A 16,370-nucleotide genomic window follows, 5' to 3' on the forward strand; every position below is an offset into this window, starting at 1 on the left:
AAACCATCGCATGAACAGAAGGAATTTCGTCCGGAATATGGCTACCTCCGCTTCAGGCATCATCCTGGGCAGCGGCCTGCTGCAGGCAACGGAGGCGGATGCGCAGATACCGCCCAATGCAGGGGCGGAAGGCCGTATCAAAAAAATGATGAGTTACCGCAAGCTGGACGCCCATGTGCATCTTGGGCTTTCTAACGACCCGCCGGAACTGAACGTGGATTTTGCGGAGCGGCTGGGCATAGACCGGATGTTTCTTTCCAAACCCGTTACCCGCGGCCCCGGCGCTCCGGAGGACTTCAGGGCCTGCAACGACGTGATCCTGGCGGCAATGAAACGTTATCCCGGTAAACTCTCGGGCATGCTCACGCTGAACCCGACCTACAAAAAGGAATCGCTGGAAGAAATAAAACGCTGTACAGGAGAGGGCATGATCGGCATCAAAGTGTATTACCAGGTGAAGATCAACGACCCGCTGTTTTACCCGATCATCGAGAAGGCGGCGGAGATGAAAATGATCATCCTGATGCATGCCGAAGCCTCGCTGGGCATTGGCGGCTATCGAATGAAATACGATCAGAAGATCAAACCGCTGGCTTCCATCCCCGAAGATTTTATCGAAGCAGCGGCGCGGTATCCCGAAGCGATGCTTCAGTACGCGCATACCGGCGGCGGCCCCGATTGGGAATATGCCTGCAAGGCGCTCCGCAACAGCCCGAATGTGTACGTGGATGTATCCGGCAGCAACAATGAAAACAATATGGTGGAGTTTGCCGTGAAAACGCTGGGCGAAGGCCGGGTACTGTTCGGCTCGGACAATATGTATTACCAGTCCGTCGGTAAGATCATGGACGCGCGCCTGACAGAAGAGCAGAAAAAGAAAATATTCTTTGACAATTACCATAACATTTTGAAGAAAGGAGGCTATCATGTTGATTGACATCAATGCTTATACCGGTCACTGGCCATTCAAGCAGCTGCATGGCAATAGCTGCGAAGGCCTGCTCTCCAGGATGAAAGAGTACGGCACGGATATGTCTGTTATCACCAACCTGAATGGCGTGTTTTACAAAAACACACAATCCGCGAACGATGAGCTGTACGGGGAAGTGCGTTCCAAAAGGGCATTCAACGACCGTTTTCTTCCTTTCGGTATTATCAATCCCATTTATGCCGGCTGGAAAGATGATTTTAATACCTGTGTGAAAAACTACGGCATGAAAGGCATCCGCGTTTTCCCAAACTACCACGACTACACCATAGACGATCCTAACCTGGTTGAACTGGTGAAAATGGCAAGGGACGCGGATGTAGCCGTAGCGCTCACCATGCGGGTGGTAGATAGCCGCCAGCGCTCCTGGATGGACCTTTCCACGGAATGGGGCCTGAAAGATTATGTGCCGCTGCTGCGCTCCGTGCCGGATGCAAGGTTTATGCTGCTGAACCTGAGCACGCCCCTGGCAATTTCGGAAGGAGACGAAAAGACGATCAAAAACGGGAATGTGCTGATGGATACGTCCGGCAGGTACATTACACACTTTGCGAATTATGTCAAAAGGTTCGGGAAGAATAAATTTGCGTTCGGAACGCATTTCCCTGTTTTCGATTATTATACCGGGCTGCTGCGGATAGAATCACTGCGGAAAGAAGAGGCGGATGAGGCGGACAGGGAATTGTTCAGGCACCTGAACGCAAAGCAGTTCCTGAAGCTCTAGGTATGCCTTCCCGGGATAATTTTTCATATTTTCGGGCCGGGATAATAATCCGTAACCGCTAAAAAGCCATGAAATCATCCAATAACGAAAAAAAGGATCAGCAACTGTCCGGGATCAAGGAGATTGCCAGGAGGGCGAACGTATCCATCGCTACGGTGGACCGTGTGATTCACGACAGGCCGGGTCTTGCCCCAAGTACGAAGGAAAAAGTGCTGAAGATCATCAAGGAACTGAACTATCAGCCCAATATTCACGCGCGCCGCCTGAGCCTTGCCCGGCAGTTCAGGATCGCAACGCTCATCCCTGTGAGGTCGAAAGAGACGAGTTTCTGGGAAGGGCCACTGAAAGGCATCGAAACGGCGTCCGCGGAGATCAGCCAGTACGGCGCTACGGTGGAGAAGTTTTTTTATGACCAGGAATCGGTGAGTTCCTTCCAGCAGCAGGCCAACCTGTTACTGAAATCCAAGCCGGACGGGCTGTTGTTCGCCCCGGCCTTTATGGATGAATCCGTATTGTTTGTGCAGAAATGCGAGAAGCAGGGGATTCCCTACGTGCTGATGGATTCAGACCTGCCCGGCGAAGGCAGCCTGGCTTACATTGGCCCGAACCAGAATGCCAGCGGCAGCCTGGCTGCACACCTGATCAGTTATCTCGTGGGAAAAGACGACAGCATCCTGATCGTGAATATCTCCAGGGAACTGGACGATCAGCATCACCTGCTCAAAAAGGAAGAAGGTTTCAGGAATTATTTCAGGACGCACCGCTGGGACAACCAGATACTAAAGATCAATATCAATAAAACCGACCCGAAATCCATCGAAAAGGGGATGGCGGGTATGTTCAAAGATCATCCGAATATCAGGGTGGTATTTGTGACGAACTCCAGGGTGTCCAATGTAGCGGCGTTTGTGGAGAAGCTGGACAGGAAAGTGATCCTGATGGGATACGATTTTGTGAATGAAAACATCGAGTTCATCGAAAAAGGGGTGATCGATTTCCTGATCTGCCAGAAACCGCTGGAGCAGGCCTATAAAGGGGTGATGACGTTGTACCAGCACCTGGCTATTTCTTTCCCGGTAAAGAAAGTGACGTTTATGCCGATCGATATTATTACACGGGAGAACTATAGTTTTTATAACTATTGAGAGACCGGTAAGCTTTTAACATCAAAATAGAAAAGCGGTAACCACCGCTCTTTTCAGCCGATAATCCGGTAACGTTACCGGGTGTGTGGAAGGTCAACTTTATTACAAGCTGTTTTATGGCAAATAAAGACATCGGGCGCCGAAACTTCATCAGTACGCTCACCGCGGCATCTGTGGCGGGAATGATCTCGCCCGCGCTACAGGCATTTTCAGCGGTTCCCTCCAGGAAGACAGGCCTGTTGGCCGCGCTGGGCGGGGAGCCGGTAAGACCGGCCACCAAAAAATGGCCGAAGTGGCCGCATGTGGACGACAGGATGATAGAAGAAGTGGTGAAGACCACGAAGAGCGGTATCTGGAGCCGGATACAGTCGCCGGTGAACGGTGCGGTGGCTACATTTGAAAAACAATTTGCGGCCATGACCGGTGCAAAATACTGCATCGGTACAGGATCGGGCACACAGGCGCTGGCTATCTGCGTGGAAGCGATGGGCATCGGGCCAGGGGATGAGGTGATCACTTCTCCCTATACGGACTTCGGTACCGTTTCCGCGATCCTTACCAGCAGGGCCTTGCCCGTACTCGCCGATCTTGATCCCGCATCCTACCAACTGGACCCGGCGGATGTGGAGCGGAAGATCACACCCCGCACAAAAGCCATCATACCTGTGCACATCATGGGCCTGCCCGCGGATATGGACCGGATCATGGAGATTGCCAGGAAACACAAACTCAAAGTAATAGAAGACGCCTGCCAGGGTGCGCTGGCCAAACATCGCGGCAGGGCGCTGGGTACTATCGGCGACCTGGGCTGCTTCAGTTTCCAGGCCAGCAAAGCCATTGCCTGCGGCGAAGGCGGCGCTATCGTGGGGAATGACGAAAGCCTGATGGATCAGTGTTTCACCGTTCACAACCACGGCACCAACCGCAAAGGAAAACATGTTACCATTGGCCCGAAGAACAGGATGAACGAGTTTGAAGCCAGCATATTGAACGGTCAGCTGCCGACAGCCACGGAGCGTTTCCTGCTGCGGAACAAAAACGTTGCTTACCTGAACTCGAAGCTGAAAGGTTTTCCCGGCCTTGTGCCCCAGAAACAATACGACGGCACCGAAAGCGGCGGGTATTACAACTACGCCGCGTCCTACAAAAAAGAACATTTCAACAACGCCACCCGCCAGCAATTCCTGAAAGCCGTTGCGGCGGAAGGCATAGCATTGAGCCCGTACATTCCGAACGGCCTGCACCGCGAAGCCTGGATAGATCACATACTTGAACTGGACGAATACAAAAACGTGTTTTCCTCCGCAAGGTTAAAAGAATACCGGCGGGCCGCCGCGCACATGCCCGGCTGCGACCAGGTATGCGATGAAATGATCGTATTGCCCGGCTCCGGCCCGCTGATAGCAGGCACTTCGGACATGGACGATATCATCAACGCCATTATGAAAGTTTACGAAAACAGGGACAAGCTTACATCTTTATGAAACGGATCATCAGCCTTTGTATCATCATCACGGTCACTTTACTGCCGGGTATCTCAAAAGGGAATACCGCGCCGGGAGACACATTAAAAGTATCCTGCTTTGACGTGGATGCCACGCCGCCGCCCGGCTCCTGGCTGGTGTACGACAAGATGATCAATAGCTGGGATCAAAGCCTTCGTGCCAAAGGGATCGTGCTTACGGGCGCGGGCAAGCCCATTGTGCTTTGCGTGGTAGACTGGATCGGGATCGCGAATGAAGGATATGATGAATTCTGCAAGGCGCTCGCGGAAGCCGCGGGCACTACGCCGGACAGGGTGGCGCTGCATGCCCTGCACCAGCACGATGCGCCTGTTTGTGATTTTGGCGCGGAACAATGGCTGAAAAAAGAAGGGATGGACCCGCTGGGGTTTGAAGGTACTTTCGCCCGCGAAGTGATCCGCCGGCTGAAGGAAGCTGTAACCGGTTCCTTAAAACAGGCGAAGCCTGTAACCCACATTGGGCTGGGCCAGGCGGAAGTGTATAAAGTGGCGTCCAACCGGCGGATAATGGGAGACTCGGGAAAAGTGATCGCCTCCCGGACCTCCGCCACAAAAGACCCCGCCGTCAGGAACCGCCCCGAAGGCCTCATCGATCCGATGGTTTCGCTGATCAGTTTCTGGAACAACGATAAACCCCTGGCTGTACTGAGTTATTATGCCACGCATCCGCAAAGTTATTACCGCACCGGTGTGGCCAATCCCGATATCCCGGGCGTAGCGCGGTTTTTCAGGCAGCTGGCCGTTCCTGATGCCTTGCACTTACATTTCAACGGCGCGGGCGGGAATATCACCGCCGGCAAGTACAACGACGGCGCGCACGAAAACCGGCTGATACTGGCCGAACGGCTTGCTGATGGCATGCAGCGCGCATGGAAACGGACCGTGAAAGAAAAGATTTCTCCTTCGGATGTAAAATGGAATACTGTACCGGTAGCATTGCCGCCGAAAGAAAGCCTGAATACGCTGGGTGAACTGCTGCATAAAGAAACCTCCACTTTTGTTGCGAATAATGCTTCCAAACTGGTATGGCTGGAAAGAGTAAAAAAGGGAAAAACGATCAGCCTCAGCAGTCTTGGTATCGGCAAAGCGCGTATGGTGCATTTGCCCGGCGAATGTTTTATAGAATACCAGCTGGCCGCCAAAGCCGCCCGTCCTGACCTGTTTGTGGCCGTGGCCGCATACGGTGACTATGCGCCGGGATACATCGGCACCGCGGCTGCCTACGGGGAAGGCGGGTATGAAACCGGCCAGGCATCGGCCGTTACCCCGGAAGTGGAAAAAGTGCTGACAGACGCGATAAAAAAATTACTGGCAAATTAGAACGAACAAAACAAGACCTGTTTTAAACAGGCAACCATATTGATCAACATCAAAGAACGGCTGACTAATTGAAGAAGTGCACAAACGGATGCAATAAGCAACCGTAGCAGAACAGACGAACATTAGACTGTATTGAGAAACCTGATTTAAACAACCAAAAACTGAATTTATCTCCAGGCACACATCAGCGGCGGGTTCGCCGGCTTATTGACCGGTAACGTTACCGGTATTGATGGAAAAGATAAGGCCCGCATGCGGATATCGCCCGCTATTATTTACTGAAACCAAAATTGAATTTTATTATGGCTGTCAACGTACTGTTGAGGACGGGATGGTATTCCCCTGTCGCTCGCTCCCGCATGTACCGCTTCATCAGGAATGCGGCGCTTTATTTATTGCTGTTATCTGTTTGTGTAATGCAAAGTATGGCTGCGGATCATCCAACCATTGGGAAAAATATTGTGAAGACGGTTTCCATTCCGCTCCTTGAAAAGGTTGCGGGGAATGGTGTTGCTGAAGAAGGGACTGTATCGTCCAGGCGAATCTTCAAGGAAGAAGATATCGCGGTAAAAGGCATCGTTACCGGCGAAGGCGGTATTGCGCTGCCTGGCGTTTCCATAGTGGTAAAAGGCGGCACGCGCAACGCCATCACGGATGAAGCCGGCCGCTACAGCATCAGTGTGCCGGAGAATGCGGTGCTGATATTTAGCTACACCGGCTATGAACGGAAAGAAGTACCGGTGAACGGTGCGGAGCTGAACGTGAGCCTGCAACCGGCGGTGAAATCGCTGGAAGCCGTAGTGGTAACAGCCCTTGGCCTGGAACGGAAAAAAAGAACATTGACCTACAGTACGCAGGGCGTGAGTGCCAAAGAACTGACGGAAGCAAGGGAATTGAACATGGTGAATGCCTTGCAGGGTAAAGTCGCCGGCCTGAACATCAACTCCGGTTCCAGCGGTGTAGGCTCCCAGGCAAGGGTGACGTTGCGCGGCAACCGGTCCATCAGCGGGAACAGCCAGCCGCTGTACGTGATAGACGGTGTGGTGGTACGCGCCAGCCCGGCTGATATCAATACGGACAACATTGCTTCGCTGAACGTGCTCAAAGGCGCGAATGCAGCTGCTTTATACGGCAGCGCCGGGCAGAATGGCGTGATCGTGATCGAAACAAAAAGAGGGAAGTCCGGTATCAATGTAACGGTCAATTCTACTTACATGGCGGAGAAGGCGATCCTTTCCACGCCTTATCAATATGAGTACGGACAAGGCGTTTCAGGCAATTATCTGAAAACATCCGAATCATCCTGGGGGCCAAAGCTGGATGGCACCATGGTGGACACCTGGAGCCTTGACCCTGCGGAAGCCGGCAATAAATACGCCTTCCTGCCGGACCGGAAGGCGCGTGATAATATCTTCCGTACGGGCCATAACTGGGCCACCAATGTGTCCGTAAGCGCGGGCAGCGATAAAGGACGCACATTATTTACCTATACGCATACCGATGGTGCGGGCGTACTTCCCGGCAACGATCTCTCCCGCCACAACGCTGCTTTGCGCATCACCAACCAGCTTACCAGCCGCCTCACGCTGGATGTAAAGCTGGATTACATGAAACAAAAGATCGACAACCGCCTGGATGAAGGCGAATCCAGCTTCAACCCGCTGCGCCAGGTAGCTACCATGCCCGCCAATATCCGCGACCAGGACGCTACCCGCTTTGAGTTCATCGATCCGGTGCTGGGCGTGATGCGCCAGAACTACTGGAGCCCCGGCACGATAACCGGCGCAAATCCTTACTGGACGCTTTACCGGAATCTCCGCTACAACAAAGTAGACAGGCTGATGGGCCTCGCGTCGCTGAGCTATCAATTCTCCGAAAACTTCCGCGCGGCAATACGCGGATCTTTTGACGGGGAGAACAATGCGCTCGAAGAAAAATCCTACTACGGCACCTACCGCGATCCCTCCGGCCGTTATGCCGTGGGTAAAGGTTCCGCCCTGCTCGTGAATGGCGACTTCCTGTTGAGTTATACCAAAAAGATCAACGCGGACTGGAACGTCACCGCCAATGCGGGCGGTGAGATCAGGCACATCAAGGACGATGCGCTGAGTGCCAGCACAGGTACAGGCATGAGCATCCCGAACTTCTTTGCGCTCTCCAATCTTGCGCTGGCGCCCGCTGCCACCTATGCGCCGGGCGTAGCTATAGAAACGCAGTCACTTTATGCCAACGCGCAGCTAGGGTGGAAAGACGCCGTCTTCCTGGAATTAACGGGCAGGAACGACTGGAGCTCCACCCTGGCGGCGAATAACCGTTCTTATTTTTATCCTTCAGCGGGCATCAGTGCGGTGATCTCCGAACTGGCGCAGCTGCCGGAAACATTTACTTACCTGAAACTGCGCGGCTCCTGGGCGGAGGTGGGCAATGGCGCGTCTCCCGGCCTGCTGCAACGGTTTGCAGCCAGCTCCGCGGGTGGTAACCTGGGTTATCTTTCTCTCAATACCACTTTGCCCAACAAAAATCTGAAGCCGGAAATGACACGTTCACTGGAGGCGGGCCTTGAGCTACGGATGTTCAACGACCGCGTCGGCATCGACGTAACCGCCTACCGCACCAACACGAACAACCAGATCTTCCTGCAGGCATTACCCGTAGGCAGCGGCGCGCTTAGCTTTTACACGAACGGCGGCGATGTGGAAAACCGTGGCGTGGAAGTGATCCTGAACACTACGCCAATACGGACCACGAACTTCAACTGGGACCTGAACGTAAACTTCGCGCGTAACACCAACACCGTGAAAGAACTATCCGATGAGATACCCTCGCTGACCGTGGGTGGCGATACCTATATGCGCAATTTTGTGCTGGAAGAAGGAAAACCCTTCGGGCAGATCTATGGAAAAGGTTTTGTGCGCGATAACAAGGGCCGTGTGATAGTAGGCGTAAATGGACTGCCGCAGACCACTCCCGGCAAAACCGTATTACTCGGAAACGTAAACCCTGACTGGACAGGCGGTGTATCCAGTTCTTTCAGCTGGAAAAACTGGTCCGCCGGTTTTGTGATCAGCCACAAACAGGGCGGGGACATCGCTTCGTTCACCGACGCTATCCTTTACGGAGAAGGGCTGGTGGAAGAAACCCTGCAGGGCCGGGACGGCGGATTGTTGTTTGGAAAAAACATCCTGCAAAACATTCCCGGCGTGAAAGCGGACGGTTCCGAAAACACCGTGGCCGTGAACGCACAGCAGCTCTGGCAATACCTGGGCGGCAGAACGGCGCCGGTGGGTGAAATGTTCGTCCGCTCTGCTACGAATACCCGCCTTCGCGAATTCACGTTAGGCTACAAACTACCTGAATCGCTTTTCAGGAAAGGCCCGCTGGCGTCTATACAGCTCTCGCTGGTTGGAAGGAATCTCTTTTTCCTTTACCGCGAAGCAAAAGGCCCTGACCCGGATTACACGGAAGGCACAGGCACTATCTCCGAGGGTTTCCAGTCATTTGCGTTGCCGCCGTCCCGTTCATTCGGCGCGAATATTAAGATCAACTTTAAATAAATAAAGATGAAAAAACATTTCATTCCCGTGATAACGCTGGCCGCGTTCCTGCTTGCAGGGCTGGCCGCCTGCACGAAGAACTTTGATGAGCTGAACACACCGGAAAACCTGCTTCCCGAAGACGATATTTCACCCGCGCTGATCGGCCAGGCATTTGCCTTTTCGCAATACAACGGCCTGTGCGCGGTATATGTGGAAGTGGGGCAGACGCTGCACGCGGATATGTACGCGCAGTATTTCACCAGTGTGCCCGCAGCTTTCAGCACAGACCAGTTTATACCAAACGGCTCATGGGTGGACCTGTTCTGGAAAGACTTCTACACCAAAGCCGCCCCGCAGTTGTTCCTTACGGAGAAAGTGACAGCAGAAAATAACCTGACCGTGGCCAATGCTATCGCGAAGATATGGCGGGTAGTGATGTACAGCCGCATGACGGATTATTTCGGGCCGGTGATCTACTCGCATTTCGGCGAGCAGGCGAACAGTGTGCCCTTCGATTCGCAACAGGATATTTACAATGATTTTTTCAAAACACTGGATGAAGCGTCGGCCGTTTTGAAACAGCATCCCAGCGGCAACGGCTTCGCCGCGCACGACCAGGTATATGCGGGTAGTGCGGCCAAATGGCTGAAACTCGCGAATTCTCTCCGGCTGCGCCTCGCCATGCGCATCGTGTATGCCGATGCCGGGAAAGCCAGGACGGAAGCGGAAAAAGCTATAACAGACGGTGTGATCCTCGGAAACGAGGACAACGCCAATGTGCTCTCCACTACGAACAGCGTAAACATTCTTTCTAGGATCACTTACCTGATAGATTTCCGCGCCAGCGCCACGATGATCAGCGCACTTACCGGTTACAACGACCCGCGTATGCCCGATTATTTTTCTCCCTCCGTCACCGGCAACCAGTTCACCGGCCTGCGGAACGGCCTGCCCGCTTCGGAAAGAGGCAGCCAGCTGGCGAATGTGACTTCATTCGTGGGCGCCAAATGGTTATCCCCGGACAGGAAAGGAACGCTCACGCCGAACCGTGTGCTGAGCGCCTCGGAAGTTGCCTTCCTGCGGGCGGAAGGCGCCCTGCGCGGCTGGAACATGGGCGGTACGCCGAAAGACCTGTACAACCAGGGCATCAGCCTTTCCCTCATGGAACGTGTGGCAGCCAGTCCCGCGCAGATCACCGCGTATCAAAACAGCACAGCCACACCGGCAGCCCTCGCAGATAAATGGAACAGCCCCGCGATGAGCGACATCCCGGTCCTCTACGACGAGGCCGGCAACTTTGAAAGACGCCTCGAGCAGATCATCACCCAGAAATGGATCGCGCTGTACCCTGACGGCTGGGAGGCCTGGGCGGAGCGCAGAAGGACTGGCTACCCGAGAGGATACGCCATCATCGCCTCGGAAAGCCCTGATATCCCGAGGACGGGGCTGGTAAGGCGCGTAACCTATGCTCCTGTCGAGATATCCACGAACAGGGTGGCATATGATGCGGCAGTAGGTATGCTGGGCGGGCCGGATGAAAATCATACCCGGCTCTGGTGGGACAAAAAGCCGCTGGCAGATTACCCGGTACCAACGAACTGACAGCAGCGGGGCAGAGGATATTTCTTCTGCCCTGTTTTTTGCAATGATGAGCCGGATGGTTTATCTTGTCCGTCCATTGCAGAAAATATTTAATCATATGTATAAAAAATTTCTTGTATTAGGGATGAGTTGCCTCATGACGCTGGGCGCTACAAACGCAGTACTGGCGTCAGGCGGTGAGAAGATGGGCAGCACGGCGAACCCCGCCGACCCTAAAGACCTGATCGGCCGCTGGGACATCACAGTGGACGAAAACGGCAAACCCGCTCCTTCCTGGCTGGAAGTAAAGTTGTCCGGCACCCATACGCTGGTGGGCTACTTCGTAGGTACCTCCGGCAGCGCCCGCCCGGTGGCAAAAGTGAATTTTGATAATGGTAAGTTCAGCTTCACCATTCCACCACAGTGGGAAGGCGGCGACCAGGATTTTGTGATCGAAGGCGAAGTAGCGGGCGAAGGCATCCAGGGTACGATCACGACCAGCACCGGCAAAAAATTCAGCTATAAAGGCGTGAAAGCCCCTTATTTAAACAGAACTGCCGCACCGGTTTGGGGCAAGCCCATCAACCTGTTCAACGGTAAAGACCTGGGCGGCTGGAAGATCGCTCCCAAAAATCAATGGGAAGTGAAAAACGGCATTCTCACCAGCGCAAAATCCGGTGTGAACCTGATCTCCGAGCAAACCTTCACGGACTTCAAACTGCACGTGGAATTCAAATACCAGAAAGGCAGCAACAGCGGCGTATACCTGAGAGGCCGTCATGAGGTGCAGATCGAAGACAGCCCGAAAGATGCACATCCTTCCAGCGTATTGTTCAGCGGTGTGTACGGGTTTATCGCTCCCAGCGAGATCGCGGCCAAAGGCCCGGGTGAGTGGCAGAGCTACGACATCACGCTCATTGGCAGAATGGTGACCATCGTGGTAAACGGGAAAACAGTGGTGAGCAACCAGGAGATACCCGGCATCACCGGCGGCGCTATCGACAGCAACGAAGGCGAACCCGGACCTATCTACATCCAGGGCGATCATGGCCCGATAGAATTCAGGAAGATCGTGATAACACCGGCAAAATAAGATACCAGGAAAGGACAGCTGCAAACGCTGTCCTTTTTTATTTTCAGCTATTGGGTATTTCTCCTTCCAGCATATATCCGCACACCCTCATGCCTGCCCTCAGCAGCGTCGCTTTTGAAGCGGGATTGGTAATATTGCAGCGGGCCGCGGGTTTTCTGCCTGCGAGGTAACATGCTTTTTTTATTTCCTGTATCAGGAAACTCCCATACCCCTGTTTCCGGGAATCTTCCAGCACTTCCATGTACAGATCGGCGAAAGGTTTATTGTAATGCAGCAGGAACCCGCCGGTAGCAATCACTTTTTTGTTCAGCACAAGCACATACGCGCCCACCGGTTCGGATTTGTGTTCAAACATTTCATCTTCCAGGCTGCCGGGACGGAAGGTGGCATCACTGGTGAGCGTAGTGACGGCGAAGTCGTCAAACAGGATCACTTCGGACTTGATGTGTATGGAGAACTCGTATAACAATGCGGAGAGAAAAAGATCATTGCTCTGGCAGGTAATGTACCGTACGCCGGATGCCAGGAGGAATTGCCTGAACAGGGCGTGGGTATATTGCCTGTAATGCGGGACGATGTAACATTCAAACACGTCATCACGGTCGGGTATCTCATGCCTCCCTTTGACGGAGGCGTAGCCTGCCGTATGGCCATCAATCAGCAGCCTGTAGGAGTCCGACCAGCCTCTTTCGTGAGTGGCGTTGTACCTTACCTGGAAATTGGTTTCCTGGAGATATAATGCCCGGAACGGCAGGATATCGGCAAGCGGGGTCTTTGATGCCTGGAATTCCATGTAATAAAGCTACGCAAAATTCCCCCTTGTTATTTCACCGCGACCACATCTATTTCCACCAGCATGTCTTCTATGGAAACAAAACGTGATGCCTTTTTTCATAAATTTATAGGCCATGAACTTTCAGCAGTTTCCACCCTCCCCCCTCCTGCAGCCTTACATCAAGTGCTACTGGATATTTGCCACCGGCCAGGAAGGCATCACGGAAACTATTTACCCCAGCGGGTATCTCGAGCTGGCCATTAACATTTCAGCGGGCAATGTGGTCACCATTCTCAACGACCGCCACATCAAAATGCCGCCGGTGGAAGTGCTGGGTCACCTCACGGCACCCGGCAAAATAACCGCCAGCAAAAGCACTACGCTGCTCATCGCGCGGTTTCACCCGCATGCCAGCGCCATCTTTTTTCCCGCGCAGGCTTCTGAATTCACGAACGATTCCATCGACCTGAAAGACTTGATCAAACAGGATGCAGAAGAGCTTTTTGAAAGAATAATGGAACAGGAGACGCTTGAACAAAAGGTGGCCGTGCTGGACCGTTTCCTCGTGAATAAACTAAAAGGACTGATCAAAGATCAGCAGCGGCTGGAGCTGGTACGCCACCTGAGTGCGGGCGATACGGTGAGCGTGGAAAAACTCGCGCAGCGTTTCGGGGTATCCGAACGGTATGTGCAGAAGCTGTTCCTGGACTACGTGGGCGTTACACCGAAAAGTTTTTTTAATATACAACGTTTCAACAAAAGCCTGCAACTGGTACGTACTTCCACTGTTTCGCTTACTTCCATCGCTTATGAATGCGGGTACTTCGACCAGGCGCATTTTATTAAAGAGTTCCGCAACTTCACCGGCCTCACACCTTCCCAATACCAGCAATCACTGGTGGTAAAACCATAAAAATACCGCTGTTCGCTTTTTTACAATGATGCGGCGTTGCCGTGGCGTTACTTTGTAACTGTAAAACAAAAAAGCACATGAAAACATTTAACCTATTTATATGCTTCGCACTTTCCGTATGGATGTGCGGCTGCGCGGCACAGGCAGGCTCCGCGCCGGATAAGCTGGAAGAAGCGAAAAAAGCGATCGCGGAAAGCAATGCTGTTTATTTCCAGGCATTTGCAAAAGGGGATTCTTCGATATTCATTGACAGGTATGCAAAGGACTGTTGCATCATGACGCCCGGGATGCCCGCCCTGTGCGGGAAAGATGCTGCCGCAACGTTCTTCCGGATCGCTTACGACAAGGTGGGCCTGCGCAACGGGAAATTCACGACTACGGCCGTATACGGCGATGGCATAGAATACGTCACTGAAGAGGGCCTCTGGCAATCGTTCGATGCCGGCAATAAGATGTTCGACAATGGCAAGTTCCTGGTGCTTTGGAAAAAGACGCCGGAGGGCTGGAAAATGTACCGGGATTCGTTTAGCAGCAACCTGCCGCCCGGTTAACAGAAAATACAAACCGGCTATGGTTGGGCTTCTTCAACACTGCTACGTTATCGCTGATCCTATATTAACCTAAATGACATTTGAAGGGTAGATATAGGGAAAGTAAAGGAGAGACGGAGGATAGACGCAGTTGAGGCGGAGATGAGGTGGACTTGATCTGTGGTAAAAAAATATTGGTTATTGTAAATCAAATAGTTATAACGGTGTTGCTGGTTTCAGAAAATCCCCGTCTATGATCATCAGTTTCACGCCGGATTCAGTCAGGGAGCGGTGTGAGCTCAGATCGTCGGACACTACATAACTCATTCCTTCCGCCAACACAAAACGGGAACCATCAGCCAGTTCGCTCACGAAGCTGCCTTCAAGGCAATGGACGATATGGCCCTTTTGACACCAGTGGTCCGCAAGGTATCCGGGTGAGTATTCCACCATCCGGATCCTTAAGCCCTGGAATTGAAGCGTGCGCCACTGTGCGGAGCCTGTTTCACCGGGATGTGTGGTGGCGGGGATCAGTGCCCAGTTGATGGATTGAAAAGGGATGTTGGCGCTCATATTTGCATTTGTACGCAAAGGTACAAAGAAGGGAATGGCCCGTAAAGGCCACTCCCGGGTATGATAAATGGAGAAACGAATCAGTTGGGTTTGTTTTCGTCGGGTATCATATGGTATGGCCCGCCACCGATCAGTGATTTGATATGCGGGAATTTTTTCAGCTCGGCAAAATGAGGCATCAGGACGGGATTCATGATCATGGTAAGCGTCCAGCCATGATCAGGGCCTGCAAAGCGTCCTGCTGAGGTCTTGATGCCGGTGGAAGGCGCAGCGCCGTTGAACAGGATATCGTATTGTTCAGCAGGGTCCCAGAGGAGGTTATATACCGCCGGCGCACTGGTGAGAGGCATACTCGGGCCCAGCCAGCTGTCTTTGGCGGTGAACATAAACTTGTACTGTTTTACTCTTACGCCGCCAAAGGACTGATCATAATAGAAAAAGAAATGATCCCGCTTGCTGGGGCCTTTGCCAAGCACATAGTCGCTGTTGTCTATCCCGTCAAAAATGATAGGTTTGCCTTTGTTGTCCTTCCATTCATGAGGCGGAGGCTGCACACCGAGGATGCCGGCGAAAGTAGGCCACCAATCCATATGAGACATCATTTCGGTACTGGTGGTTCCGGGTTTGATGTGGCCTTTCCATGCGGCAATACACGGCACGCGGAACCCACCTTCATAGGCGCTGCCTTTTTCGCCGCGGAAGGGTGTATAACCGGCATCAGGCCAGGCGTCTACCCAGGCGCCGTTGTCCGTTGTCCAGATGATGATGGTGTTTTCTTCCAGGCCAAGATCGCGGATGGTCTGGATCACGCGGCCGGAATTATCGTCCAGCTCCATCAGTGCATCCTGGTAGGGCATGCCGGCGGGTGATTTGCCTTTCCATTCGGGGCTGGGGAAATTGGGCTGATGTACTTTCATGAAATTGAGGTACATAAAAAACGGCTTATCGTCTTTTGCATGACTTTTGATCCAGGAGATGGCCGTCTCACGGATCTCTGTGTCGCTGGTGATTAGGTTTTTGTAGTCAAAACGCCTGATCTGTCGGGGGCTTCCGCCTGCTTTTGCTTCCCATTCGCCGAGGTTGATGCTGTTCCACTTTTTCATGAACTCAGCGTCATTTTTAGGCCATGCGGGGTTCAGTTCAGGATCGTCGTAAGCGTAAACGCCCGCGTAATAAGGCAGCATATGGTACATTTCATCAAAACCAACGGAGGTTGGGTATGCAGCCGGAACATCCCCTAAATGCCATTTGCCAAGCTGTACGGTGGAGTAGCCGTTTTGTTTAAGGAACTGTGCAATGGTGGGCGTCTCATTGGTAAGATGGTCAGGGTCGCCGGGTACCAGCACCAGCGAAAGGGAAGTACGGATGGGTATCCTGCCGGTCATAAAGGAAGCCCTTCCCGCGGTGCAGCTGGCCTGTCCATAATAATTCACGAAACGGGCGCCTTCTGCGGCCAGCCTGTCCAGGTGCGGAGTAGGCGCGCCTCGCATGGCGCCTCCGCCGAAGCAGCCCAGGTCGCCCCAGCCCACATCATCCGTCATGATGAACAGGATATTAGGTTTTTTCTGTGCTTTCAGTTCACCGGCGGACATACCAGCGGCCAGCGCCGTCAGCAGGCAACAACACAATAATCTTGCGGATTGGATCATAACCGTAATATTTGGTGAGTA

General features: G+C 53.0%; 13 protein-coding genes. 10 read left to right on the forward strand and 3 right to left on the reverse strand.

Features of this window, described 5'->3' with window-relative positions; genetic code table 11:
- The first annotated feature begins 10 nt into the window (after positions 1-10).
- The 8 genes from EG028_RS20905 to EG028_RS20940 all read left to right on the forward strand — a co-directional run bounded on the left by EG028_RS20905 (position 11) and on the right by EG028_RS20940 (position 11,909).
- Positions 11-937 carry an amidohydrolase family protein gene (locus EG028_RS20905; RefSeq protein WP_120518278.1) on the forward strand — a complete coding sequence of 309 codons (927 nt, stop codon included), beginning with the start codon at positions 11-13 and terminating at the stop codon, positions 935-937.
- Positions 927-1,712: an amidohydrolase family protein gene (locus EG028_RS20910; RefSeq protein ID WP_120518279.1), complete on the forward strand. Its 786-nt coding sequence runs from the start codon at positions 927-929 to the stop codon at positions 1,710-1,712. Before EG028_RS20905 ends, EG028_RS20910 begins: the two co-directional genes overlap by 11 nt.
- Before the next feature lie 68 nt (positions 1,713-1,780).
- Positions 1,781-2,857, forward strand: coding sequence for a LacI family DNA-binding transcriptional regulator (locus EG028_RS20915; protein ID WP_120518280.1), 1,077 nt, complete (start codon positions 1,781-1,783; stop codon positions 2,855-2,857).
- Positions 2,858-2,973: 116 nt separating this feature from the next.
- Positions 2,974-4,341, forward strand: a complete 1,368-nt coding sequence (locus EG028_RS20920; protein ID WP_120518281.1) for a DegT/DnrJ/EryC1/StrS family aminotransferase — start codon at positions 2,974-2,976, stop codon at positions 4,339-4,341.
- The gene (locus EG028_RS20925) at positions 4,338-5,699 is read left to right on the forward strand and encodes a hypothetical protein (RefSeq protein WP_206614489.1); all 1,362 of its coding nucleotides are present in this window, start codon (positions 4,338-4,340) and stop codon (positions 5,697-5,699) included. The genes EG028_RS20920 and EG028_RS20925 overlap by 4 nt, the downstream gene beginning before the upstream one ends.
- A 302-nt stretch (positions 5,700-6,001) precedes the next feature.
- Positions 6,002-9,253, forward strand: coding sequence for a SusC/RagA family TonB-linked outer membrane protein (locus EG028_RS20930; RefSeq protein ID WP_120518282.1), 3,252 nt, complete (start codon positions 6,002-6,004; stop codon positions 9,251-9,253).
- A gap of 6 nt (positions 9,254-9,259) precedes the next feature.
- Complete coding sequence (locus tag EG028_RS20935; RefSeq protein WP_206614490.1) at positions 9,260-10,837, forward strand: SusD/RagB family nutrient-binding outer membrane lipoprotein; 1,578 nt, start codon at positions 9,260-9,262, stop codon at positions 10,835-10,837.
- A 124-nt stretch (positions 10,838-10,961) separates the two neighbouring features.
- A complete protein-coding gene (locus EG028_RS20940) occupies positions 10,962-11,909 on the forward strand; it encodes a 3-keto-disaccharide hydrolase (RefSeq protein WP_244939848.1) in 948 nt (315 codons plus the stop codon).
- Positions 11,910-11,952: 43 nt separating this feature from the next.
- On the opposite strand, the gene EG028_RS20945 is transcribed toward EG028_RS20940, so the two are convergent.
- Positions 11,953-12,702, reverse strand: coding sequence for a GNAT family N-acetyltransferase (locus EG028_RS20945; protein WP_120518285.1), 750 nt, complete (start codon positions 12,700-12,702; stop codon positions 11,953-11,955).
- A gap of 115 nt (positions 12,703-12,817) precedes the next feature.
- On the opposite strand from EG028_RS20945, the gene EG028_RS20950 reads away from it, so the two are divergent.
- Together EG028_RS20950 and EG028_RS20955 are read left to right on the forward strand one after the other, a co-directional pair.
- A complete protein-coding gene (locus tag EG028_RS20950) occupies positions 12,818-13,597 on the forward strand; it encodes a helix-turn-helix transcriptional regulator (RefSeq protein ID WP_120518286.1) in 780 nt (259 codons plus the stop codon).
- A gap of 77 nt (positions 13,598-13,674) precedes the next feature.
- Positions 13,675-14,148 carry a YybH family protein gene (locus tag EG028_RS20955; RefSeq protein WP_120518287.1) on the forward strand — a complete coding sequence of 158 codons (474 nt, stop codon included), beginning with the start codon at positions 13,675-13,677 and terminating at the stop codon, positions 14,146-14,148.
- Positions 14,149-14,343: 195 nt separating this feature from the next.
- On the opposite strand, the gene EG028_RS20960 is transcribed toward EG028_RS20955, so the two are convergent.
- Both EG028_RS20960 and EG028_RS20965 read right to left on the reverse strand, forming a co-directional pair.
- On the reverse strand, positions 14,344-14,700 hold the full coding sequence (locus tag EG028_RS20960; protein ID WP_120518288.1) for a DHCW motif cupin fold protein: 357 nt from the start codon (positions 14,698-14,700) through the stop codon (positions 14,344-14,346).
- A gap of 80 nt (positions 14,701-14,780) precedes the next feature.
- The gene (locus EG028_RS20965; RefSeq protein ID WP_162946594.1) at positions 14,781-16,349 is read right to left on the reverse strand and encodes an arylsulfatase; all 1,569 of its coding nucleotides are present in this window, start codon (positions 16,347-16,349) and stop codon (positions 14,781-14,783) included.
- Positions 16,350-16,370: the final 21 nt, after the last annotated feature.

This window comes from Chitinophaga barathri (genome assembly GCF_003807585.1).
Taxonomy (GTDB): Bacteria; Bacteroidota; Bacteroidia; order Chitinophagales; family Chitinophagaceae; genus Chitinophaga; species Chitinophaga barathri.

Excerpts from the sequence above, each read along its gene's own strand:
- EG028_RS20920 (WP_120518281.1), top strand. The coding sequence starts at position 2,974 with ATGGCAAATAAAGACATCGGGCGCCGAAACTTCATCAGTACGCTCACC.
- EG028_RS20910 (WP_120518279.1), top strand. The coding sequence starts at position 927 with ATGTTGATTGACATCAATGCTTATACCGGTCACTGGCCATTCAAGCAG.
- EG028_RS20940 (WP_244939848.1), top strand. The coding sequence starts at position 10,962 with ATGAGTTGCCTCATGACGCTGGGCGCTACAAACGCAGTACTGGCGTCA.
- EG028_RS20955 (WP_120518287.1), top strand. The coding sequence starts at position 13,675 with ATGAAAACATTTAACCTATTTATATGCTTCGCACTTTCCGTATGGATG.
- EG028_RS20950 (WP_120518286.1), top strand. The coding sequence starts at position 12,818 with ATGAACTTTCAGCAGTTTCCACCCTCCCCCCTCCTGCAGCCTTACATC.
- EG028_RS20945 (WP_120518285.1), bottom strand. The coding sequence starts at position 12,702 with ATGGAATTCCAGGCATCAAAGACCCCGCTTGCCGATATCCTGCCGTTC.
- EG028_RS20960 (WP_120518288.1), bottom strand. The coding sequence starts at position 14,700 with ATGAGCGCCAACATCCCTTTTCAATCCATCAACTGGGCACTGATCCCC.
- EG028_RS20915 (WP_120518280.1), top strand. The coding sequence starts at position 1,781 with ATGAAATCATCCAATAACGAAAAAAAGGATCAGCAACTGTCCGGGATC.
- EG028_RS20925 (WP_206614489.1), top strand. The coding sequence starts at position 4,338 with ATGAAACGGATCATCAGCCTTTGTATCATCATCACGGTCACTTTACTG.
- EG028_RS20930 (WP_120518282.1), top strand. The coding sequence starts at position 6,002 with ATGGCTGTCAACGTACTGTTGAGGACGGGATGGTATTCCCCTGTCGCT.
- EG028_RS20905 (WP_120518278.1), top strand. The coding sequence starts at position 11 with ATGAACAGAAGGAATTTCGTCCGGAATATGGCTACCTCCGCTTCAGGC.
- EG028_RS20965 (WP_162946594.1), bottom strand. The coding sequence starts at position 16,349 with ATGATCCAATCCGCAAGATTATTGTGTTGTTGCCTGCTGACGGCGCTG.
- EG028_RS20935 (WP_206614490.1), top strand. The coding sequence starts at position 9,260 with ATGAAAAAACATTTCATTCCCGTGATAACGCTGGCCGCGTTCCTGCTT.